This window comes from Gordonia paraffinivorans NBRC 108238 (assembly GCF_000344155.1).
GTDB classification, from domain to species: Bacteria; Actinomycetota; Actinomycetes; order Mycobacteriales; family Mycobacteriaceae; genus Gordonia; species Gordonia paraffinivorans.
On sequence record NZ_BAOQ01000024.1, the window covers coordinates 85,574 to 107,882 of the forward strand.

Below are 22,309 nucleotides of genomic sequence, written 5' to 3' on the forward strand. Positions count from 1 at the left end.
GCAAATGCATCCTGCGGCTCTTGCAGGAGCTGGACTTCCGGCATCGTTCCTCATTTCGCCTGAACAGGCATGCCGCCGTGTGGCAGGCCCCGGCGGACGGGGGTCATGCGAGGGTGTCGAACCCTCGCATGACCCCCTATCCTAGCTGGTCAGCGCCGTGACGTCAGGACCTTGACGGTCTCCTGGTCCTGCACCTGCGCGGTGGCCCGCTCCACCCAGATCCGCCACATCTCATCACCGCGCGGGGGCCGCTTCACCTGATTGGCGGCGTGGATCCCGGATTGCAGAGAGTACAGGCTATTGGCTCGGTAGTCGTCCAGGCACTCGTCGAAACTGTAATTCTCGACGCCGTTTGCGACGAGGGCGTCGTGATATTCCTTGAGTAGATCCCGCTCGTGAGTCCGACGGACTTCGGTCTCCAGTGAGAGCGTGATGAAATGGCTGATATCGATGGTTCCCGAACCGAAACCGAGGGTCTGCCAGTCGAGCACCGTGACCAGGCCCTGCTGTCCGCGGGCGTCGAACAGGATGTTGTCGGCCCGGAAGTCGGAGTGCCACAGGCAGAGCGGTCGCTGCAGCACATCGATCCACGCCTCGGCTGCGGCCAGCGACTTCTCGGCCTCGTCGAAGCACTCCTCGCGAACCAGATCGCCGAAGTTCTGCCGGAACAGTTCGGTGATCTCCGGGAAGTTCTTCGTCACCTCCACGAAGGCCCCGACGATGCTCTGCAGCCAGGGGTACTGCCGCAGGTTCTCTTGGCCCCAGCTGCCGGCGTGCAGCATCGCCGCCTGCCGGACGACGTTGGCGGCGTCGTCCGGGCTGCAGCCCTGATTCTGGTCCACGCTGCGGGCGGCGCCGATGTCTTCCATCAGGAGCGCGAAGTCGACCTCGTTGTCGTCGAGTGCGGCGTAGATCGCATGCGGTGCATTGAGTTTCAGCCCCGAGCGCAGGTTGCGGTAGAACTCGATCTCCGACCGGTAGAAGCCGTTGGCCCGGGCGAACTCGCGGCTGGTGGGGTCCTCGGAAGGGAACTTCGCGACCACCGTCGGTGGAGCGTCGGTCGGCCGGTCGTAGGTGAGGGAGAGTCGGTAGCTGTCGGCGAGCTGACCGGTCCCGCACGGGACGCACTGAACGTCGGTCACCTGCTCGTCGGAGATCAGGCCGGCGCTCGAGAGGGCCTGGGTGACCCATTCACCGGTGACCTGACCGGCCGTGTAGACGGGTCGAAGCTGAGTTTCCATCGTGTCTTTCCTAGGGGTGTGAGTTGCGGATGGTGTGGCGGAAGGTGTTGCGCGGGTGGCTACTTCGCCCGGGCACGCAGATGCTCGAGGTAGTCCTTCGGCCAGAGCCAGTCGGCGAAGCCACCGCCGGGCTTGCCGTCGATCTCGGCGCGCAGGACGGCGTCGAGCAGGGTCGTCTTGGGGCCGACCGGGAACTCGAAGGTCGCGAAGGTGGTTCCGGTGACCGTCGTCTGTCGGCCGGCGTGGTCCTCCACGTCGAGGCGCAGGGCCGTCTGGAAGTTCGCAACGTCGTAGTCGACATCCTATTCCGCGGTCTTGATCGGCGAGGTCAGTCCGTCCTTGTGGACGTAACCCATCTGCGGATTGGCGCCGAGTCCGGAGATGTCGAGGACGTGCACCGCGGTGTCGGCGGTGGTCGCCTCGAACCACTTGTAGTGCTGGATGGCCTCCCAGTCGCGGACGCCCCAGGAGTGGTCGTGGTGACCGGTGGTGTCGACCGGGATCTCCTGCCCGTTGAATCGGAGGGTGCCCCGGTAGGTGCCCGACTGCTCGAGGCGGTCGGTGGCGAAGTAGGGCGGGCAGCCCCGGGGGTGGCTGGAATAGAGGAAGGCGTCGTGGAACGGCGTGAACTCCAGGTCTGCCTGAAAGTTCTCGCCGGTGAACGTCACCGTCGAGGACGGGCTGTCCGGGGACAGGCGGATCGACAGGTCGAAGGCCTGCCAGTCGTCGAAGTCGGCGTCGGGGGCCACCGAGGCCCCGTCGCGGTGCTCGAAGATCGAGCTCCCGTCCGGGTTGCCCCCGTAGACCCAGGCGCCGTAACCGGTCTTGTGGTCACTGGTGACCCAGGTATAGAAGGCCAGGCCGATGCCCTGGTCGGGGAGCTGGAACATGTAGAGCAGGGACTCTCGGCCGAGCGGGTCATCACCTAGGTGGTGACGGCGTGAGTCCGGGTGGGGTGCGATGGCGGTGGTCATCCGGTGGTTTCCTTTCGGGGGTCTGCGGCGGCGCGCAGTTCTGGACGAAGGGGTGTCTTCGCCGAGCGTGGGATCGCTCGGTAGGGCCGCACCGGTCGGCTGCGTGGGTGAATCGCGACCGGCCGATCGGGCGGGGCGGGTTGCCTGGGTAACGATGCTGCCGGGCTATGGCGTGCGTCACATCGACCCAACGGGTGATAAAGCTCATCCACCCGGCGTGGGCACTGAAGCCGGCGGCCGGCAACCGCTCGGCGCCGCTGCTCAAGCGCCCGGCCGGCGCCGCCGACCTGCGGCTTCGTCCGCCGCCGGCGTCCGAGGGCTGAGTCTTGTGGCTGATAAATCTCGCCAGCAGGGTCTAATTTCCGGCCCGCACCGTTGAGTCCGGGCGGTGCGGGTGGTTCATTCGCGGCATGACTCAAATCACAACTGCGAGGCTTGCACCGGCCCGCGCCGCCGCCGTCGCCCCCGTCGATCTCGCTTCACTGCTCGCCGCCCGCACCCGTTCGACACCTGATCGTCCGGCCATCACCTTCGAAGGCGAGACGGTGACCTTCGCCGAGTTCTCCGCGCAGGTCGAGAGGCTGGCGGCCGGACTGGCCGAGCGCGGTGTGCAACCCGGAACCCGGGTCGCCTACCTCGGCCAGAACCATCCGATGTTTCTGCGGGCGCTGTTCGCGGTCGCCCGGCTCGGGGCGGTGTTCGTACCGCTGAACTACCGGCTGTCCGGAGCCGAGCTCGCCTTTGCGATCGACCACAGCGGCAGCCACACGGTGTTCAGCGATGCGGCCCTGGCGCAGCTCATCGACGAGTACCGTGCGGCCCTGCCGCTGGAGAACTTCATCGCGGTGGACGGCCACCGCACCGGCTGGCTGACGGTCGACGAGCTGCTCGCCGCTGCGCCGGCGGCTCCGCCGGAGGTGTCGGTCAGCCCGGAGGATCCGGCGCTGATCATGTACACCTCGGGCACCACCGGGCGGCCCAAGGGCGTGACGCTCACGCACGGGAATCTGTGGTGGAACAACATCTGCACCATCCTGGCGCTGCGCATCGAGGGCGAGGATCGCACCCTGGTGTGCGCTCCGTTGTTCCACATCGGTGGGCTCAACGCGACCACCTTGGCCACCCTCGTCCAGGGCGGACATCTCATCATCCACCGCGCCTTCGACCCGGCCGCCGTCTTCCGTGAGCTGGTCGAGTCCCGGGTGACCACCATGTTCGGCATCGCCATGATGTGCCAGGGCATCGCCGAGCAGCCTGGCTTCGCCGACGCCGACCTGTCGGCCCTGCGGCTGATCATCACCGGGGATGCGCCGGTGCCGCTCGGGCCGATCAAGCTCTTCCAGGCGCGCGGCATCGACCTCGCGCAGGGCTACGGACTGACCGAGGCGGCGCCGATCGCCTCGTTCCTGACCGCCGAGTTCTCGATCTCCAAGGCCGGCTCTGCGGGGCGTCCGCTGCTGCTCTGCGACGTCCGGATCGTCTCCCTGGACGGGGACGTGGTGGGGCCCGGCGTGGTGGGGGAGATCCAGGTCAAGGGGCCGAACGTGACCCCGGGCTATTGGGCGGACCCCGACGCCACGGCGGCCGCCTTCGACGGCGACTGGCTGAAGACCGGCGACGCCGGTTACTGCGACGAGGAGGGCTTCCTCTTCATCACCGACCGGATCAAGGACATGATCATCAGCGGCGGCGAGAACATCTACCCGGCCGAGGTGGAAGGCGTGCTGTTCGATCACCCCGCGGTCGCGGAGGTGACGGTCATCGGCCGCGAGGACCCCACCTGGGGTCAGCGGGTCTGTGCCGTGGTCAGTCTGAAGCCCGGCAAACAGGTCACTCTCGACGAACTGCGGGACTTCGCCGGCACCCGGATCGGCCGGTACAAGCTCCCGACGGTCATGGAGACGGTGGAGGCGCTGCCCCGCAACGCCGCCGGCAAGGTGCTCAAGACCGCGCTGCGCGAACAGTTCAAATAGACCGCCCGGCCTGCCGCCGGCCCGGCGCCGGCGTTATGGGCGCCGGGCTTCGGCGGCGGTCAGGCGATCCGGACCGTGGCCGAGCCCGCGATGACGGTGCGCTCACCGGCGGTCGCGGTCAGCTCCACTTCGGCGGTGCCGGCCTCGGTGTCGACGGCAGTCACGATGCCCTGCAGGTCCAGCGTCTCGCCCACGGCCAGTGTCCCGGCGAAGCGCACCGCATAGGACAGCAGGTGCTCGACGTGCACCTGGTCGCTGAGGTAGCCGGCCAGCATGCCCGCCTGCATCTGGCCCATCGCGATCACACCGGGCAGCCCGGCCCGCACCGCGTAGTCGGGATCGTGGTGCAGCGGATTGAAGTCTCCGCCGGCGCCGGCGAAGCGCACGATGTCGGTCTGGCTGATCGGTCCGATGCGGCGGACCGGCAGCTGCTGTCCGGGCGACAGGGACATCGGGGCGCGCATCAGGCACCCCGCTCGATCAGGACTTCGCGCTGGGTCACCGCGGCCTGTCCGGCCGGGTCGGCCCAGACCGTCTCCAGCGTCACCAGGCGCATGGTCCCGCCACGCTTGCCATCCTTGCGCTCGTCGGAGACCACGCGGCGGGTGCCGGTGAGCTGATCGCCGGCCACCAACGGTCGCGCGTAGTCCCAGGACACCGAGCCCACCACGATGCGCTTGATGTCCATCCCGAGTGCCCGGACGAACTCCTGCTGATTGCGGTGGTGTCCGGCCACCACCACGTGGGTCGGGGTGGCCGCCACGGCGGTGAAGCCCGCCTCGGCGGCCGCCTGCGGGTCGGTATGGACCGGGTCGGCGGTCTGCGTGGCCCGGGCGAATTCGCGGATCTTGCCTGCTTCTACCTCGAACGACACCACGTCGAGGACGTCGCCCGGGGCCAGCGGCGCGGCCGGTTGGGTATTCATCGAAAACCTCCTGGTTTTATGGTCAGACCTAATGTACCGTTGGTCCGTAACGACGTGGGAGGTTCCTGATGGATCTGAGCGATTCGCCGGACGAGGCACAGTTCCGGACGCGGGTGCGGGAGTGGCTCGAGCAGACCGTGCCGACCCTGCCGTGGCCGGAGCCGGCGCGGCTGGAGGACAAGCGCGAATTCTGGTCGGAATGGCAGCGCAAGCTCTTCGAGGGCGGCTTCGCCGGACTGTCCTGGCCCGCCGAGTACGGCGGTGCCGGAGCTGACGCCAAGCTCAAGGCCGTCTTCAACGAGGAGCTCGACCGCGCCGGGGCGCCGGAGCGACTCAACATCATCGGCGAGGACTTCGCCGGACCCACCATCGTGGCCTTCGGCAGCGACGCGCAGAAGCAGCGCTATCTCGAGCCGATCCTGCGCGGTGACGAGATCTGGTGCCAGCTGTTCTCCGAGCCGGAGTCCGGCTCGGACCTGGCCTCGCTGCGCACCAAGGCCACCAAGGTCGACGGCGGGTGGCGGATCCAGGGCCAGAAGATCTGGACCTCGCGCGCCCAGATCGCCGACAATGCGATCCTGTTGGCTCGCACCGGCGGGGGCGAGCGCCACCGCGGCATCACCTACTTCCTGCTGCCGATGTCGGCCGAGGGGATCACCATCCGCCCGCTCGAGCACATGCTCGGCGAGGCGGAGTTCAACGAGGTCTTCCTCGACGACGTCTTCCTGCCCGACGAGGCGGTGGTCGGCGAGGTGGACGGCGGCTGGAAGGTCGCCATGGGCACGCTGAGCTTCGAGCGGGTGGGTATCGCCACCGGCCGGGTCAACACCACCCGCGCGGTCGCCGACCTAGTGGCCCAGGTGCAGCGCAACACCGACGACGACGGCACCCCGCTCGCCGCGAAAACCGAAGTGCGCCAGCGGATCGCCGATCTCTACGGGCGCGCCTTGACCCACTACCTGATCGGTCAGCGGGTGATCACCGGTGCCGCCTCGGGCGAGCCGCCGGGGCCGGTCACCTCGATCGGCAAGCTCTACTTCTGCCCGCTGGTGGAGGACATCGCCGACTTCGGTCTGGAGATCTCCGAGTTCGGCGGACAGTTCGGCCTGGCGGCCGACGACGCCACGGCCGACGCCGACCAGCAGCGGTGGCTGCGCCTGGCCTATCAGGCCCGCGGCACCGCCATCGCCGGCGGCTCGACCTTCATCCAGCGCAACATCGCGGCCGAGCGCGTGCTCGGCATGCCCCGAAGCTGAGGAATGACGCCTGATGAGTGACTACGTGTGGCAGCCGACCCCGGACTACCTGGAGAACGCGAACGTACTGCGCCTGGCCCGGGCCCACGGCCTGGACTCGATCGACGAGCTGCGGCGCCGTTCGGTGGAGGACGTCGCCTGGTACTGGGATGCGGCGATCGCCGACCTCGGCATCCCGTTCGCCACCGACTACGAGCAGGTGCTCGACACCAGTGCCGGGATCGAGTTCCCGGAGTGGTTCGTCGGCGGCCGGTTCAACATCGTCGACGCTTGCCTGACCCGCTGGCTCGACACCGAGGCCGACCGTCCGGCCATCATCCACGAGGCCGAGGACCAGTCCGTGCGCACCCTCACCTTCGGTGAGCTCGCCGATCAGGTGGCGCGGGTGGCGGCCGGTCTGAAGGGCCTCGGCGTCGGCGAGGGCGACGCGGTCGCGATCTACCTGCCGATGATTCCCGAGGCGGTCATCGCGCTCTATGCCGCAGCCGGCATCGGCGCCGTGGTGGTGCCGCTGTTCTCCGGCTTCGCCGCCCCGGCGATCGCCGCCCGACTCAACGACGCCGAGGTCAAGGCGGTGGTGGCCGCCGACGGTACCGTGCGCCGCGGCCGGACCGTGGGCATGGCCGACGAGCTGGCCAAGGCGCTGGCCTCGACCCCGTCGGTCGAGTCGCTGATCGTGGTGGACAATCTCGGCGGCGGCACCGGCGTCGGTGTCCCCGGCTCGCAGGTGCGGGTCACCGACTGGCGCACCCTGCTCGACCCGGGCTGGGTGCCCCACGAGTTCACGCCGTTCCCGGCGATGCAGACCCTGATGCTCGGCTACACCTCGGGCACCACCGGCAAGCCCAAGGGGGCGGTGCACACCCACGCCGGTTTCACGGTCAAGGTGGCGACCGAGGTCGCCTACTCCTTCGACATCAGCCCCGGTGACCGGTTCTGCTGGATCACCGACATGGGCTGGGTGATGGGGCCGCTCTCGGCCTTCGGCGCCCACGCCAACGGCGCCGCGCTGGTACTCTACGAAGGCTCCCCGGACGTGCCGGACACCTGCCGGCTGTGGGACCTGGTGCAGCGGCACCGGGTGACCATGCTCGGCGTCTCGCCGACCCTGATCCGCGCGCTCAAGTCCACGCCGCTGGAGCAGATCGCGCAGCGTGACCTCAGCTCGGTCCGGATCCTGGGCTCCACCGGTGAGCCGTGGGACCCGGACTCCTATGACTGGCTGGCCCGCGAGGTCTTCGGCGGCCGGGTGCCGGTGATCAACTTCTCCGGCGGCACCGAGGTGGGCGGCTCCTTCCTGGCGCCCTACCCGGTGGAACCGATCCCGAGCTGCTCGCTGGGCGGCCCTTCGCTGGGTATGGCGGTCGACGTGGTCGACGACGCCGGGCAGCCGCTGCGCGGTGAGATCGGCGAGCTGATCTGCCGGCAGCCGTGGCCGGCCATGACCCGGGGTGTCTGGCGGGACCGTGAGCGCTACCTGGAGTCCTACTGGACCACCTTCCCCGGCGTCTGGTGCCACGGCGACTATGCGCTCATCGACGAGGCCGGCCAGTGGTTCATCATGGGCCGCTCCGACGACGTGATGAACGTGGCCGGCAAGCGCCTGGCGCCGGCCGAGATCGAGTCGGTGCTGACCACTCATCCGGCGGTCGCCGAGGCCGCGGCGGTAGGCATCCCCGACCCGCAGAAGGGCGAGACGGTCTGGGCCTTCTGGGTCCCCCGGCCCGGCGCCGACACCACCGGCGTCTCGGCGGATCTGCGCCGGCTGGTCGCCGAGGGCGTCGGCAAGCCGTTCGCGCCGGCGCAGGTGTGGATCGTCGAGGAACTGCCCAAGACCCGCTCGGCCAAGATCCTGCGCCGCGCGGTGCGCGCGGCCGCGACCGGGGGCGATCCCGGCGATCTGTCCGGTGCCGAGAACCCCGGCGCGGTGGACGTGATCCGCGCGGTGGTCGCGGCCGGTCCCGCCGAAGCGAACTGAGGAGACGTCATGCACTGGGAACTGTCTGAAGAACACGAGATGTTCGCGGCCTCGTTGCGCGAATGGCTCGCCGCGAAGTACCCGCTGGACACCGTGCGGCAGCTCGCCGAGAGCGGCGATACGAGCGGCTTCGACGACGGCCTGATCGCCGAGGGCTGGTGGGGGGTGGGCTACCCTGAGGCGGCCGGCGGGCAGGGCGGGGGAATCCTCGAACTCGCCTTGGCGGCACGGGAGTTCGGCCGGGCCGCGGCGACCGACAGCCGGTGGCTGGCGGCGGCGCTGGTGGCGCCGCTGCTCACCGAGGCCGAGCTCGCCGCCCAGCTGAGCGGTGAGCAGCGGTTCGCGCTGGCGGTGCCGGCCGACCGGGTGCCCGGCTGGCGGCCGCTGGAGCTCGCCGACGGCCAGATCACCGGCACGGTGCGCCACGTCCTCGGTGCCGCCGGCGCCGGGGTCTACCTGGTGCCGGTCACCGGCGAGGCCGGCGACGGCATCGCCCGGATCCCGGCCGCGGCGGCCACGACGACCGCTGACGATCTGCTGGACCAGACCCGGCAGGCCGCGAACCTGAGCGTCGAGCAGGCTGCGGCCACCGAGGTGGTGCCCGCCGGGCCGGCGGCGCTCGAGCCGGTGGCGGCGCTGGCCGCAGCCCTCACCGCCGCCGACGCGCTCGGGACGGCCGAGCGGATGCTCGAGCTCTCGGTGGAGTACAGCAAGCAGCGTAAGCAGTTCGGCCGGTTCATCGGTTCCTTCCAGGCCGTACAGCACGCCTGTGCGCAGATGCTGGTGACCGTGGAGGCCGGCTACTCCTCGGCGCTCTACGCTGCGGCGGCGCTCGACGCCGGGCGGGAGGACGCGGCGACCATCGCCGCGGTGGCCAAGGCGCAGGTGACCGCCTCGGCGGCGCAGCTGGCCGACAGTGCCCTGACCGTGCACGGCGCGATCGGCTACACCTGGGAGCACGATCTGCACCTCTTCTACAAGCGGGCCAAGCTCGACCGCCCGCTGTACGGGACGCCGAAGACCTGGAACGAGCGCATCGCGACCGCCCTGCTCGGGGCGCCGGCGGCCTCGTGATCAAGGCTTGCCTTTTATGGTCAGGCCATTGGTATAGTTACCTCACAAGCATGGGAGTGTCGACGTGGATTTCGAACTGACAGAAGACCAGATCACGATCCGGGACGCGGTGGCCGAGCTGGCCGCCAAGTTCGACGATCAGTACTGGCAGGAGAAAGACGAGAAGCACGAGTTTCCGACGGAGTTCTACAACGCCTTCGCCGAGGGCGGCTGGCTGGGCATCACGACTCCTGAGGAGTACGGCGGCCACGGCTACGGGATCACCGAGGCCTCGCTGCTGCTCGAGCAGGTCGCGGCCTCCGGGGCCGGCATGAACGGGGCCAGCTCGATGCACCTGTCGATCTTCGGGATGCACCCGGTGATCGTCCACGGCAGCGAGGAGCTCAAGCGGCGCACCCTGCCGCGCATCGTCAACGGCGACCTGCACGTCTGCTTCGGCGTCACCGAGCCCGGTGCCGGGCTGGACACCACCAAGATCACCACCTTCGCCAAGCGTGAGGGCGACAAGTACATCGTCAACGGCCGCAAGGTCTGGATCTCCAAGGCGGTGGAGTCGGAGAAGATCCTGCTGCTGACCCGCACCCAGAGGTTCGACGAGTCGCCGCGCAAGACCGACGGCATGACGCTGTTCCTCACCGACCTGGACCGCAGCAAGATCGACATCCGCCCGATCAAGAAGATGGGCCGCAACGCGGTCACCTCCAACGAGCTGTTCATCGACAACCTGGAGATCCCGGTCGAGGACCGGGTCGGCGAGGAGGGCAAGGGCTTCACCTACATCCTCGACGGGCTCAACCCCGAGCGGATGCTGGTTGCCGCCGAGGCGCTCGGCATCGGCCGGGCCGCGCTGCGCGCCGGCGTGCGTTACGGCAACGAGCGCGAGGTCTTCGGCCGGCAGATCGGCAAGAACCAGGGCATCCAGTTCCCGCTGGCCGACTCGCTGGCCCGCCTCGACGCCGCCGAACTGATGCTGCGTAAGGCCACCTGGCTCTACGACAACGGCATGCCCTGCGGCCGCGAGGCCAACACCGCGAAGTACCTCTGCGCCGACGCCGGCTTCGAGGCCGCCGATCGCGCTCTGCAGACCCACGGCGGAATGGGCTACTCCGAGGAGTACAACGTCGCCCGCTACTTCCGCGAGGCCCGGCTGACCCGGATCGCTCCGATCAGCCAGGAGATGATCCTGAACTACCTCGGCTCCCACGTCCTCGGCCTTCCCAGGAGTTACTGATGAGCACGCAAGAAACCGGGACCGCGATCCCGGGGATCGAGATCTTCGGCCTGACCGGCCGCACCGCCCTGGTCACCGGGGCCGGCGGCGGGGTCGGTGCCGCAGTGGCCCGCGCCTTCGCCGCCTGCGGGGCGGCGGTGCTGGTCACCGACATCGACAAGGACGCCGCGGCCGCGGTGAGCGCGGAGATCCAGGCCGCCGGCGGCACTGCCGAGCCGTTCGCACTCGACGTCACCGATGCCGACGCGGCCCGGGACGCGGTGGCCGCGGCCGCCGCACTCGGCGACGGCACCCTGCACATCCTGGTGAACAACGCCGGGGTGATCGCGCCGGCGATGTTCCCGAACCTCGACGAGACCAAGTTCCGCCGGGTGCTCGACACCCACCTGATGGGCACCTACCACCTGAGTCAGGCGGCGCTGGACCGGCTGCCCGACGACGGCAGCGGCCGGATCATCAACGTGACCTCCGCGGCCGGGCTCACCGGCACCATCGGGCAGGCCAACTACGGGGCGGCCAAGGCGGCCGTCATCGGGCTCACCAAGTCGCTGGCCAAGGAACTGGCCCGCCGCTCGATCACGGTGAACGCGGTGGCCCCGCTGGCCGCGACCGCGATGACCGAGAACATCCGGAGCAACGAAAAGCTGGCCGAGAAGACCCTGGCCCGGATCCCGTTGGCGCGCTGGGCGTATCCCGACGAGATCGCACCGACCTTCGTCTTTCTCGCCTCGGCGGCGGCCGGTTACATCACCGGCCAGATCCTGCCGGTCGACGGCGGGACGGTGATCTGACATGGCTGCCAAGATCTCCGGCCCGTTCACCCGCTCCGGTCGCGAAGTGGTGATCGCCGAAGCGGTGCGCACCCCGATCGGCAAGTCCCATCCGGAGCGCGGCTGGTTCCGCGACACCCATCCGAACGAGATGCTGGGCGCCTGCTACCAGGACCTGATTGAGCGCACCGGGCTGGACCCGATGGTCGTCGAGGACTTGATCATCGGCTGCACCGCCCCGTTCGGTGAGCAGTCGCGCAACATCGGTCGCAACGCCTGGCTGCAGGCGGGCTTCCCGCCGGAGGTGCCGGCCACCACGTTGGACCGCCGCTGCGGCTCGGCCCAGACCTCGGTCAACTTCGGTGCGGCCCTGGTGGCTTCGGGCGTGCACGACGTGGTGATCGCCGGCGGTGTGGAGCACATGGGGCATGTCCCGATGAACTCCCCGGCCAAGATCAGCGAGCTCTACGGCGAGCCGTGGCCGGCCGAACTGTGGGAGCGCTACGACTTCGTCAATCAGGGCGAGAGTGCCGAGCTGATCGCCGATCGCTGGAACATCTCGCGCACCGAGATGGACGAGTTCGCCGCGCGTTCGCACGCCCTGGCCACCGCGGCCATCGAGGCCGGCCGGTTCACCGACGAGATGGTCAAGCTCGAACTCGACGGTGAGGTCCGGCTCAGCGACCAGGCGGTCCGGCCGGGCACCTCGGTGGAGACGCTGGCCGGCCTTAAGCCGGTCTTCCGCCCGGAGGACGGCCGGGTGACGGCCGGCAGCTCCAGCCCGATCTGCGACAGCGCGGCCGCGCTGGTGCTGTGCACCCGGGAGGCCGCCGAGGCCCACGGCCTGCGGATCCGGGCCCGCATCGCCGACCAGACCACGGTCGGCGTGGACCCGATCATCATGCTCACCGGGCCGATCCCGGCCACCCGAAAGCTGTTGGAGCGCAACAATCTCTCGGTGAACGACATCGACCTGTTCGAGGTCAACGAGGCCTTCTCCTCGGTGGTCCTGGCCTGGCAGCAGGAACTGCAGCCGGATATGGATCGGGTCAACGTCAACGGCGGTGCCATCGCCCTCGGCCACGCGGTCGGGGCCACCGGCACCCGGCTGATCGCTACGATCCTCTCGGAGATGGAGCGTCGCGACGCCCACCTCGGGCTGGTGACCATGTGCTGCGGCGGTGGTCTGGGCACCGGGACGCTGATCGAGCGGACCGACTAGATGATCGACTTCGGGGAGCTGGCCGGCGGTACCGGCGTGTGGTGGGGACAGGCGGCCGCCGAGCCGCGGCCGCTGGTCGACGCCTTGCTCGACCCGGCCCGCGAGCGCGGTCCGCTGCGCCTGTTCACCGGCCTGAGCTGGAACGAGAGGCTGGCCAGCGCCCTGGCGCCCGGCGACGAGATGATCTCCTACGGCGGGCTGGGCTCGCTGCGCGACCTCGGCGACCGGCTGCAGGTGGTGCCGTGTCACTACGGGGCCATGCCGCGACTGTTCGCCGAAGGCCGACTGCCCGCCGACATCGGCATCGTCACCGTGGCGCCGCCGGATGCGCACGGGCAGTGCTCGCTGGGGATCGGCGCCGACTACATGGCCGACGCCGCCGCGGTGACCCCGCGGCTGTTCGCCGAGATCAACCAGCAGATGCCGGCGGTACCGGGCGCGCCGAGTCTGCCGCTGGCCAGTTTCGCCGGCTATGTGGAGACCGACCGGCCGCTGGCCCAGGAGGCGGTGCGCGAGCCGGGGGAGCCGGATCGGGCGATCGCCGCCAACATCGCCGGCTTGATCGACGACGGCGACACGCTGCAGGTGGGGGTGGGCTCGATCGGCGCCGCGGTGCTCGAGGCGCTGGCCGGCCACCGCGAGCTGGGGGTGCATACCGGCATGGTCACCGACGGCATGATGCGCCTGATCGACACCGGCGTGATCACCAACGCGGCCAAGCCGATCGATACCGGGGTCTGTGTCGCAGGCACCGCGCTGGGCTCCACCGAGCTCTATCGGCGCTCGGCGGAGCTGCCGTTCCGCTTTGCCGCGACCTCCTACACCCATGCGCCGCAGGTGCTTTCGCAGATCAGCAATCTGGTGGCGGTCAACTTCGCGATCGAGGTGGATCTCACCGGCCAGGTGGGCGCGGAGCTGAGCCGCGGCAACTACCTCGGGGCGGTGGGCGGGCAGGTGGACTTCGCCCGGGCCGCCTCCTACACCGGCAAGCGGTCGGTGGTGGCGCTGCGGGCCGCGGTACGCGGTCGCTCCTCGATCAAGTTCGCCCTCGACGAGGGGGCGGTGAGCACCGGCCGCGCCGATGTGGACTGCGTGGTCACCGAGTACGGGGTGGCGCACCTGCGTGGGCAGCCCTTGGCCGAGCGGCGCCGCCGGCTCATCGCGGTCGCGGCCCCAGAGTTCCGCGAGGACCTGGCCCGTCAGGTCGCCGAGAGCCGAATCAAATAGTCACACAACCTGTTTCATCGAACCTGTTCCATCGAAAGGACAACACCATGAGCAATCGCGTAGCGCTGGTCACCGGCGGCGCCCAGGGGATCGGCGAAGGCATCTCCCGCCGGCTCGGCGCCGACGGCTTCAAGGTGGCCGTGGCCGACCTGAACCTCGAGGCCGCCCAGCAGACCGCCAAGGAGATCGTCGCCGCCGGCGGCACCGCCCTCGCCGTGCCGATGGACGTCACCGACACCGCCTCGGTGCGCAAGGCCATCGAGCAGATCACCGCCGAGCTCGGCCCGGTGGACGTCGCCGTCAACAACGCCGGCTGGGACGACTTCATGAAGTTCCTCGACACCACCGAAGAGTTCTGGGACAAGATCCTCGACATCAACTTCAAGGGTGCGCTGCGGGTCAATCACACCGTCGTCCCCGGCATGGTCGAGCGGGGCTTCGGCCGCGTGATCAACATCGGCTCCGACGCCGGCCGAGTGGGCTCCTCGCTGGAGGCGGTCTACTCCGGCGCCAAGGGCGGCATCATCGCCTTCACCAAGACCCTGGCCCGTGAGGTGGCCACCAAGGGCGTCACGGTCAACACCGTCTGCCCCGGCCCCACCGACACCCCGGCGCTGCGCAAGTTCGCCGACAACTCCGGCCAGGACGCCGACAAGGTGCTCGGCGGCATGACCCGCGCGGTCCCGATGAAGCGGCTGGCCCTGCCCGCCGACATCGCCGCGGCGGTCGCCTTCTTCGCTGCTGACGACACCGGTTACATCACCGGCCAAACGCTGTCGGTCAGCGGCGGCCTGACCATGGCGTGACCGGTATGACCACCGAGGCGCAGGACGCGGCACCGGTGCGCTGGGAGACGGTCCGTCGCTACGAGGACGTCGACTATTCGCGGACCGCCGACGGCATCGCGCGGATCATGATCTGCCGCCCGGAGGTGCACAACGCCTTCCGGCCGCAGACCCTGATGGAGATCTCCGATGCCTTGACCCTGGCGCGGGAAGACCCGGAGATCGGCGTGATCATCCTGACCGGTCAGGGCGACGCCGCCTTCTGCTCCGGTGGTGATCAGCGGGTCCGCGGCGACACCGGTTACCTGACCGAGCCGGACCGGCCGGGCAGTGTGGGCCGGTTCCACGTCACCGACCTGCAGGTGCAGATCCGCCGGCTGCCCAAGCCGGTGGTGGCCATGGTGGCCGGCTATGCGATCGGCGGCGGGCATGTGCTGCAGATCGTCTGCGACCTCACCATCGCCGCCGACAACGCCCGGCTCGGGCAGGTGGGCCCCAAGGTCGGCTCCTTCGACGGCGGTTTCGGTGCCGGGCTGCTCGCCGACATGGTCGGTGTGCGCAAGGCCAAGGAGATCTGGTTCCTGTGCCGTCAGTACGACGCGGCGCAGGCCCTGGAGATGGGTCTGGTGAACACCGTGGTCCCGCTCGCCGAGCTGGAAGCGGAGACGGTGGCCTGGTGCCGACAGATGCTGGAACTCTCGCCGATGGCGCTGCGCCTGATGAAGGCCAGCTTCCACGCGGCCGAGGACGGTCTGGCCGGGATCCAGCAACTCGCGCACGACGCGAACCTGCTGTTCTACGCCACCGAAGAGGCCAAGGAGGGGCGCGAGGCCTTCAAGGCCAAGCGTGCCCCGCAGTTCGACAAGTTCCCGCGACGCGCCTGAGGGCGGTCGGGGCCAGTGAGAGGATCAAGATCGTGACGACCTTCGGAGTCAACGCCTTCGGCGTGGGCAGTGGGCGGCAACGCTTCGAGACGATGACCGAGCTGGCCCGGGAGGCCGAGGCGGCCGGCTGCACCGCGGTGTGGACCAGCGAGCTCTACAGCCGCTCGGCCACGGTGCCGATGGCCGTGCTGGCCGCCGGTACCGAGACGGTGTCGATCGGCACCAACATCGCTTACGGGGTGGGCCGCACGCCGCTGATGTGGGCGGCCGAGGCGCGCGACCTCGACGAACTGTCCGGCGGCCGGGTGATCCTCGGGCTGGGCAATGGCACGCCCAAAATGATGGAGGCCTGGCACGGGGTCACCGGCGAGGCGCCGGCGGCCCGGATGGCCGAGTTGCTCACTGTGCTCAAAAAGCTGTGGCGGCTGCACGAGGGGCCGGTGGATCACGACGGGCGCTTCTACTCGATTCACATCGCGCCCACCGCCGACGTCCCGCAGCCGGTGCGCCCGGAGATCCCGATCTGGATCGCCGGGGTCAACAAGCTGATGCTCCGCGTGGCCGGCGAGCATGCCGACGGACTGGTGGGGCATCCGATGTTCACCGCCGAGTACGTGCGCGGGCCGGTGGCCGAGGAGATCGCGGTCGGTGCCGCCCGGTCGGGCCGGGACCCGTCGGAGGTCACCATCATGGGCATCCGGATGTGCGCCATCGACGAGGACGTGGAGCAGGCGCGCCGGCAGGCGGCCTTCGCGATCGGGCAGTACGCGGCCTCGCGGGTCTATGACCGGCTCTTCGAGCTGCACGGCTGGAGCGCCGCGCAGCAGGTGATCCGGCAGGCCGCCCGCGACCGGGACACCGAGGCGCTGATCGCCGGGGTCACCGACGAGATGATCGACACCATCGCGATCGCCTGCCGCCCGAGCGAGTTCGCCGGTGAGCTGGGCCGGCTGCCCGGCGGCTTCGATCACCTCGACCTGATCGCTCCGCCGTGGGGACTCAGCGACGAGCAGACCATGCAGATCAACCGGCACATCCTCACCGGTCTGCGGGAGCATCTGGGTGCGGCGCAGCCCGCCTGACCTGCTTGACGACTCGGGCCCGGCCTCCGGTGACGGAGGCCGGGCCCGAGTTCTCGGTTCGGTGGGGTCCCCGGCTGCGGATCGCGGTGCGTCAGTCGAGGGTGATCTCGGTGCGTTCCTCGACCTGCACTACCGCCTCGGCGTAGCCGTGGACGTGCTTGGTCATCCGGCGGGTCGCGGCCGCGGCGTCGCCGGCCCGGATCGCGTCGGTGATGCTCTTGTGGGCGCGGTAGGTGGTCTGGCGGACGTCGGTGTCCACGAAGGCGGTGTTCTCGGTGGAGCTGTAGATCGCCTGCGAGAGCGCGCTCATGAAGCCGGTCAGCAGCTCGTTGTGACTGGCCTGGGCCACCGCGAGGTGCCAGTCGACGTTGGCCTGCAAGAAGCCCTCGAGCGGGATCTCCAGGTCGCCGACGGTGTTGTTGGCGGCGTCGAGGGCCGCGAGGTCCTCATCGGTGCGGTACTTGGCCGCCAGCGCCGCGCAGGCCGGCTCGATCGCCTCGCGGGTCTCGAGCAGGTCGGTCAGGCGCAACTGCTGACCGCGGATCAGCAGGCTCACCGAGGTGGCCACCGACTCGCCGCCGGGCAGCTGCACGAAGGCGCCGCCGGAGCGTCCGGTCTTGATCACCACCAGGCCCTGGACCTCCAGGATCCGCAGTGCCTCGCGCACCGTGGTCCGGCTCATCTTGGTCTGGTTGACCAGCTCGCGTTCCGGGGGCAGGGCGGTACCGGACGGGAAGTCGCCGCGCAGGATGCGCTCGCGCAGGTCGTTGGCGAGCACGTCGGAGGCCTTCGGCACCGACATCGGCTGCAGCCGAACCGGGATGCTCTCGACCGTGCTCGAGTTGGTTGCTTCTGACATGATTCCCCCGCGGGCTCGTGTAAATGGTCCTACCTAATTTACCAGTGGCGGTGGCGATCCTGGGTATCAACCCACCTTTCAGGCTTATTGGTATTTGGCCTAACCAAAATAATGGTTGACTCAAGTGGGGCCCCGGGCTAGCGTCGGAGGGCAAGAAGCATTCCGCGCGGCGTAGACGATGAGGTTGAGATGGCAGAGCAGCAAGTGGTCACCTGGGGCGCCGTCACGGGTGGCGTCCTCGAAGTCCGACTGAACCGCCCGCCGGCCAACGCGCTGGGCATTCCGTTGCTGGACGGACTGCACGCCGCGATGGACGCCGCCGAAGCGGCCGGCGACGTCAAGGTCATGATCATCAGCTCCGAGATCCCGGGCTTCTTTGCCGCGGGAGCCGACATCAAGCATCTGGCCACCATCGACGCCCTCAGTTTCACCGCCTACGGCGACAAGATGCGCGCGGTGAACGACCGGCTCGCCGCCGCGCCGTGGCTGTCGATCGCCGCGGTGGACGGCATCGCCCTCGGCGGCGGTCTGGAGCTGGCGATGGCCTGCACCCTGCGGGTCACCGGCGCCGCCGGCAAGTTCGGCCTGCCTGAGGTCAAGCTCGGCCTGATTCCCGGTGCCGGCGGCACCCAGCGGCTGCCGCAGCTGGTGGGACGCAGCCGGGCGCTGGACATCATGCTGACCGCCCGGCAGGTACCGGCCGCGGAGGCCTACCGGATCGGGCTGGCCGACCGGATCACCGACGGCGACGTGCTGGACGCGGCCCGCGAGCTGGCCGCCGAGTTGATCGGTCCGTCGCTGCCGGCCCAGCGCGCCGTGGTGCGCACCGTCGACGCCGCCTTCGACCTCCCGCTGGCCGAGGGCGCCCGCTACGAGGTCGACCAGATCGGGGAACTGTTCACCGACGGCGAAGCCGCCGAGGGCATCGAAGCCTTCGTCGGCAAGCGTCGCCCGAATTTCCGCTGACCACAGGAGCCAAACAGTCATGCAGACCGTGGAGAAGACGTACGAGACCCTGCTGGTGGACGAGGTGAAGCCGGGCATCGTCACGGTGACGCTCAACCGGCCGGACCGCTACAACGCGATGACCAACACCATGTTCCGCGAGATGGAGCAGCTGGCCTGGGACCTGGACACCGAGGACGAGCTGCGCGTGGTCATCCTGACCGGCGCCGACAAGGCCTTCTGCTCCGGCTACGACCTGGCCGACGCCGAGGAGCTGCCGCATCTGGGTGCGCTGGGCATGCTCGATCAGCAGGAGCGGGCCGCCCGCGCGCTGGCCGCCCTGCGCAGCATGCGGGTCCCGCTGATCGCGGCGGTCAACGGTGCCGCCGCCGGTGGCGGCTTCTCGCTGGCGCTGGCCGCCGACATCCGGGTGGCCGGACCGGGCGCCAAGTTCAACGCGGCCTTCGTCAAGATCGGGCTCTCGGCCGGCGACCTGGGTGTTTCCTGGCTGCTCACCCGGCTGGTCGGCCCGGCCCGGGCCAGCGAGATCTGCTTCACCGGCCGCATGGTCGGCGCGGCCGAGGCCGCCGAGCTCGGCCTGGTCAACCAGGTGGCCGACGATGCGGTCGCCGGTGCGCTGGCGATCGCCGAGCAGATCGTCACCAACTCCCCGGGCGGCGTGCAGCTGTCCAAGCGGGCGCTGCAGGCCAACCTCGAGACGGGCTCGTATGCGGCCGCGATCGAGCTGGAGAACCGCGGTCAGGCACTGCTCACCCGCAGCTCCGACATGCCCGAGGCGCTCGCCGCCTTCAAGGAGAAGCGGCCCCCGGTCTTCCAGGGCGACTGACCCGCCCAGCCCACCGCCCGCATCACCCGAACCACACGAGAGGCCGGGACCATGACCATCGACTTCCCGAACCTGGAGACCCTGTCCTTCACCGAGGCCGAGCCCGGCATCGGCGTCCTGGCGATCAACCGCCCGGACCGGATGAACTCCCAGACCGTCCAGATGTTCCACGAGTACCTCGCGGCCGGGCGCGCGCTGCGCGACAGCGGTCTGCGCGCGCTGATCGTCACCGGCGCCGGCGACCGCGCCTTCTGCGCCGGCTTCGACCTCGACGAGATCTCGGTGATCACCGAGATGGGGGTGCGGGAGTTCCTGAAGTTCCAGGAGACCGCCACCGGTGGCATCCAGTCGATCCGCCACCTGCCGTTCCCGGTGATCGCCGCGATCCACGGCCCGGCCACCGGCGGCGGTTTCGCGCTGGCGCTGGCCGCCGACATCCGGCTGGCCGCCCCGACCGCCAAGCTCAGTGCGGCCTTCGTCAAGGTCGGCCTGTCGATGGGTGAGCTGGGCACGTCGGTGAACCTGGCCCGCATCGTCGGCCCGGCCCGCGCCGCCGAGATCGGCTTCACCGCACGCCTGGTCAAGGCCGACGAAGCCGAGCGGATCGGCCTGGTCAACCGCGTGGTGCCCAGCGAGGATCTGATGGAGGAAGCTCTGCAGATGTGCCGGGCGATCGCGCAGAACTCTCCGGGCGGGGTGCGGATGTCCAAGCGGGCCATCCAGCGCAACGCCGAGATCGGTTCCTACGAGGCCGCTCTCGAACTGGAGAACCGCGGTCAGGCGCTGCTGACCCGCACCGACGACATGCCCGAAGCGCTCGCCGCCTTCAAGGAGAAGCGCGCGCCTCAGTTCACCGGACGGTGAGGACATGAGCTGGGAGTGGAGCGCCGCCGAGCTGGACCGGCTGCAGGCCTTTCTGGCCGAGCGCGGGCTGGTCGACGGACCGGTCACCGCGCGCCGGATCGGCGACGGACATTCCAACCTGACCTATCTGGTCGGCGACGGCACCGCGCAGTTCGTGGTTCGGCGTCCGCCGCCGCCGCCGATCCCGCCGGGCGCCAACGACATGCTGCGGGAAGCCCGGATCATGGCGGCACTGGCCGATACGGCGGTGCCGGTGCCCACGATCCTGGCCAGCGCCGACACCGGCGAGGTGCTCGACGTCCCGCTCTACGTGATGTCCTTCGCGACCGGGCCGGTGGTCACCGCCACGATGCCCGCGCCGCTGGACACCCCGGAGCGGCGTCGCGAGGTGGGCCACGCGCTGGTGGATACGCTCGCCGCCCTGCACGCCGTGGACTACACCGCGGTGGGGCTGGGTGATCTGGGTCGTCCCGAAGGCTTCAACGCCCGGCACGTGTCCCGGATGCGCCGGCTCATCGAAGACGAAAACGGTGGGGTCCCTGAGGAATTCACCGACGTTGACGCCTGGCTACAGGCGAATACGCCGCCGGAGTCCGGGGCCACCCTGGTGCACGCCGACTTCCGGATCGGCAACGTGGTGCTCGGGGCAGACGCGCCGGGCCGGATCGATGCGGTCCTGGACTGGGAGCTGTGCACCCTCGGCGATCCGCTGCTGGACGTCGGCTATCTGGCCGCGACCATCCCGGTCGCCGGACGGCGGCCCAATGCGACCGCCGAGCTGGGGCTGGCCATGCTCGAGGAGGGCTTCCCGAGCCGCGACGAGCTGCTGGCCCGCTATGCCGAGCGCAGTGGCCGGGACCTGTCGAACCTGTCCTGGTACATCGTGTTGGCGCTCTGGAAGCTCGCCGTGCTCTACGAATACAGCCGTCGCCGCGTGCTCGACGGCATCGGCGACCCGTACTACGCCGACCCGGAGCTGGTGGCGCGTTTCCTGGCCGACGCCCGGGACGTGGTCGCCGCCGCCCCTGCGACCTCGTGAGCCGAGGTCCGCACTGATCTGAGCCCGTAACTAGGAGAGTCGATGTCTACGTCCACCAGTCAGCAGTTCCACGACCCGCTCGTCGGCCGAGAGACCGAGGGGCTCCCGGCCGGCTTCTTCGACCGATTCATGTTCAACATGCATCCGGTCGCCGGCGGGGCGCCGTCGGTCATCATGGGCCACGGCCGCTACCCGCTGAAGGACACCGTCGACGGCTTCGTGGTGGTGAGCACCGAGACCGAACAGCGGAACCTGCGCTACGCCAGCAAGCTCAGCGCCGCTGAGCTCGACGGTGCCGGGCCGTTCCGGTTCGAGGTGGTCGAGCCCAATCAGCAGTGGCGACTTCAGTTGGCACCGAACGAGATCGGGGTCGAGTTCGACATCACCTGGCAGGCGCGGACGCCGGCCTGGTTCGGCACGGTGGCGGTCCAGAACGATTCGGGGACGCCGACCTCCTTCGACCATCTCTTCCAGTCCGGGTTCTACACCGGCACGCTGAGCATCGACGGCCAGACCCGGTCGGTGGACGGCTGGTACGGCCAGCGGGACCGCTCCCGCGGGGTGCGGACCATGTCCGGCGGGCAGGGGCTGCACATCTGGTACCAGGCGCAGTTCCCGGAGTTCGCGGTCGGGTTCCTGCTGGTGGAGACCCGGGATCATCAGCGGTTGCTGCTCGAGGGTGCGGTGATGCACACCGACGGAACGCTGGACCCGATCGTCGACGTCAAGCATTCGCTGAGCTTCTCCGACGGGCTGGACCTGGAGGAGGGGACGGTCGAGGTGACCACCGCCGCCGGCCAGACCTACCGGATGCAGGCCGATGCCCGCTCCGGCGGCGGCTACATGGCCGGAGCCGGTTACGGCGGCCATCACGGCAAGGACCTCGGGATCGACCACGTGGAGTCCGATTCGTTCCCGCTGGACGGTTCGGTATCGCCCAAGACTCTCGACTCGGCGCTGACCGACCGGCTGGCCACCTTCGATCTCGACGGCGTACCCGGCTCGGGCATCTTCGAGTTCGCGCTCACCCGCAGCTCGCGCTACCAGTACCGCCCTACCCTCTGAGCTGGGCGTTTTCGGTCGTTGAGCCGTGCCGAGGTGACTCTTCTCGGTCGTTGAGCCGTGCCGAGGCG

At 69.6% G+C, this 22,309-nt stretch carries 23 protein-coding genes; 17 read left to right on the plus strand and 6 right to left on the minus strand.

From position 1 onward, the window contains the following. Positions 1-149: 149 nt before the first annotated feature. Genes GP2_RS12580 through GP2_RS12590 form a run of 3 tightly spaced genes read right to left on the minus strand, consistent with a single transcriptional unit; the run spans position 150 to position 2,215 of the window. Positions 150-1,241, minus strand: a complete 1,092-nt coding sequence (locus GP2_RS12580; protein WP_006900887.1) for a phosphotransferase — start codon at positions 1,239-1,241, stop codon at positions 150-152. A 59-nt stretch (positions 1,242-1,300) separates the two neighbouring features. Continuing rightward, entirely contained in the window at positions 1,301-1,495 is a 195-nt protein-coding gene (locus GP2_RS12585; protein WP_006900888.1) for a hypothetical protein, read from the minus strand. Between the two features lie 48 nt (positions 1,496-1,543). Then, positions 1,544-2,215: a DUF7064 domain-containing protein gene (locus GP2_RS12590; protein WP_006900889.1), complete on the minus strand. Its 672-nt coding sequence runs from the start codon at positions 2,213-2,215 to the stop codon at positions 1,544-1,546. Between the two features lie 194 nt (positions 2,216-2,409). Between GP2_RS12590 and GP2_RS22190 the strand changes: the two genes are divergently transcribed. Continuing rightward, on the plus strand, positions 2,410-2,538 hold the full coding sequence (locus GP2_RS22190; RefSeq protein ID WP_255218621.1) for a hypothetical protein: 129 nt from the start codon (positions 2,410-2,412) through the stop codon (positions 2,536-2,538). Positions 2,539-2,625: 87 nt separating this feature from the next. Further along, entirely contained in the window at positions 2,626-4,188 is a 1,563-nt protein-coding gene (locus GP2_RS12595; protein WP_006900891.1) for an acyl-CoA synthetase, read from the plus strand. A gap of 59 nt (positions 4,189-4,247) precedes the next feature. On the opposite strand, the gene GP2_RS12600 is transcribed toward GP2_RS12595, so the two are convergent. Together GP2_RS12600 and GP2_RS12605 are read right to left on the minus strand one after the other, a co-directional pair. Beyond that, the gene (locus GP2_RS12600; protein ID WP_006900892.1) at positions 4,248-4,652 is read right to left on the minus strand and encodes a MaoC/PaaZ C-terminal domain-containing protein; all 405 of its coding nucleotides are present in this window, start codon (positions 4,650-4,652) and stop codon (positions 4,248-4,250) included. Beyond that, a complete protein-coding gene (locus tag GP2_RS12605) occupies positions 4,652-5,113 on the minus strand; it encodes an FAS1-like dehydratase domain-containing protein (RefSeq protein ID WP_006900893.1) in 462 nt (153 codons plus the stop codon). Before GP2_RS12605 ends, GP2_RS12600 begins: the two co-directional genes overlap by 1 nt. A gap of 68 nt (positions 5,114-5,181) precedes the next feature. Between GP2_RS12605 and GP2_RS12610 the strand changes: the two genes are divergently transcribed. From GP2_RS12610 to GP2_RS12655, 10 genes are all read left to right on the plus strand, one after another. Then, positions 5,182-6,369, plus strand: a complete 1,188-nt coding sequence (locus tag GP2_RS12610) for an acyl-CoA dehydrogenase family protein (RefSeq protein ID WP_006900894.1) — start codon at positions 5,182-5,184, stop codon at positions 6,367-6,369. 13 nt (positions 6,370-6,382) lie between these two features. Further along, positions 6,383-8,347 carry an AMP-binding protein gene (locus tag GP2_RS12615; protein WP_006900895.1) on the plus strand — a complete coding sequence of 655 codons (1,965 nt, stop codon included), beginning with the start codon at positions 6,383-6,385 and terminating at the stop codon, positions 8,345-8,347. 9 nt (positions 8,348-8,356) lie between these two features. Further along, positions 8,357-9,421 (plus strand): acyl-CoA dehydrogenase family protein, encoded by a 1,065-nt coding sequence (locus tag GP2_RS12620; protein WP_006900896.1) that lies wholly within the window; start codon positions 8,357-8,359, stop codon positions 9,419-9,421. Between the two features lie 64 nt (positions 9,422-9,485). Next, complete coding sequence (locus GP2_RS12625) at positions 9,486-10,652, plus strand: acyl-CoA dehydrogenase family protein (RefSeq protein ID WP_006900897.1); 1,167 nt, start codon at positions 9,486-9,488, stop codon at positions 10,650-10,652. Continuing rightward, on the plus strand, positions 10,652-11,443 hold the full coding sequence (locus tag GP2_RS12630) for an SDR family NAD(P)-dependent oxidoreductase (RefSeq protein WP_006900898.1): 792 nt from the start codon (positions 10,652-10,654) through the stop codon (positions 11,441-11,443). Before GP2_RS12625 ends, GP2_RS12630 begins: the two co-directional genes overlap by 1 nt. Position 11,444: 1 nt before the next feature. Continuing rightward, a complete protein-coding gene (locus GP2_RS12635; protein WP_006900899.1) occupies positions 11,445-12,644 on the plus strand; it encodes a thiolase family protein in 1,200 nt (399 codons plus the stop codon). Continuing rightward, positions 12,645-13,871 (plus strand): acetyl-CoA hydrolase/transferase family protein, encoded by a 1,227-nt coding sequence (locus GP2_RS12640; protein WP_006900900.1) that lies wholly within the window; start codon positions 12,645-12,647, stop codon positions 13,869-13,871. A 47-nt stretch (positions 13,872-13,918) separates the two neighbouring features. Then, complete coding sequence (locus GP2_RS12645) at positions 13,919-14,677, plus strand: SDR family NAD(P)-dependent oxidoreductase (RefSeq protein ID WP_006900901.1); 759 nt, start codon at positions 13,919-13,921, stop codon at positions 14,675-14,677. A gap of 5 nt (positions 14,678-14,682) precedes the next feature. Continuing rightward, complete coding sequence (gene menB, locus GP2_RS12650) at positions 14,683-15,540, plus strand: 1,4-dihydroxy-2-naphthoyl-CoA synthase (protein WP_006900902.1); 858 nt, start codon at positions 14,683-14,685, stop codon at positions 15,538-15,540. A gap of 32 nt (positions 15,541-15,572) precedes the next feature. Further along, on the plus strand, positions 15,573-16,622 hold the full coding sequence (locus GP2_RS12655) for an LLM class flavin-dependent oxidoreductase (RefSeq protein ID WP_040526939.1): 1,050 nt from the start codon (positions 15,573-15,575) through the stop codon (positions 16,620-16,622). A 91-nt stretch (positions 16,623-16,713) separates the two neighbouring features. Here the strand turns inward: GP2_RS12655 and GP2_RS12660 are convergent, their stop codons facing one another. Beyond that, entirely contained in the window at positions 16,714-17,424 is a 711-nt protein-coding gene (locus tag GP2_RS12660; protein WP_006900904.1) for a FadR/GntR family transcriptional regulator, read from the minus strand. A 246-nt stretch (positions 17,425-17,670) separates the two neighbouring features. Here GP2_RS12660 and GP2_RS12665 point away from each other — a divergent pair, with 246 nt between their 5' ends. Genes GP2_RS12665 through GP2_RS12685 form a run of 5 tightly spaced genes read left to right on the plus strand, consistent with a single transcriptional unit; the run spans position 17,671 to position 22,241 of the window. After that, the gene (locus GP2_RS12665) at positions 17,671-18,447 is read left to right on the plus strand and encodes an enoyl-CoA hydratase-related protein (protein WP_006900905.1); all 777 of its coding nucleotides are present in this window, start codon (positions 17,671-17,673) and stop codon (positions 18,445-18,447) included. A 19-nt stretch (positions 18,448-18,466) separates the two neighbouring features. Next, positions 18,467-19,273, plus strand: coding sequence for an enoyl-CoA hydratase/isomerase family protein (locus GP2_RS12670; protein ID WP_006900906.1), 807 nt, complete (start codon positions 18,467-18,469; stop codon positions 19,271-19,273). A 51-nt stretch (positions 19,274-19,324) separates the two neighbouring features. After that, a complete protein-coding gene (locus tag GP2_RS12675; protein ID WP_006900907.1) occupies positions 19,325-20,137 on the plus strand; it encodes an enoyl-CoA hydratase/isomerase family protein in 813 nt (270 codons plus the stop codon). Positions 20,138-20,141: 4 nt separating this feature from the next. Further along, a complete protein-coding gene (locus GP2_RS12680) occupies positions 20,142-21,176 on the plus strand; it encodes a phosphotransferase family protein (RefSeq protein WP_006900908.1) in 1,035 nt (344 codons plus the stop codon). Between the two features lie 42 nt (positions 21,177-21,218). Beyond that, entirely contained in the window at positions 21,219-22,241 is a 1,023-nt protein-coding gene (locus tag GP2_RS12685; protein ID WP_006900909.1) for an Rv3169 family protein, read from the plus strand. Positions 22,242-22,309: the final 68 nt, after the last annotated feature.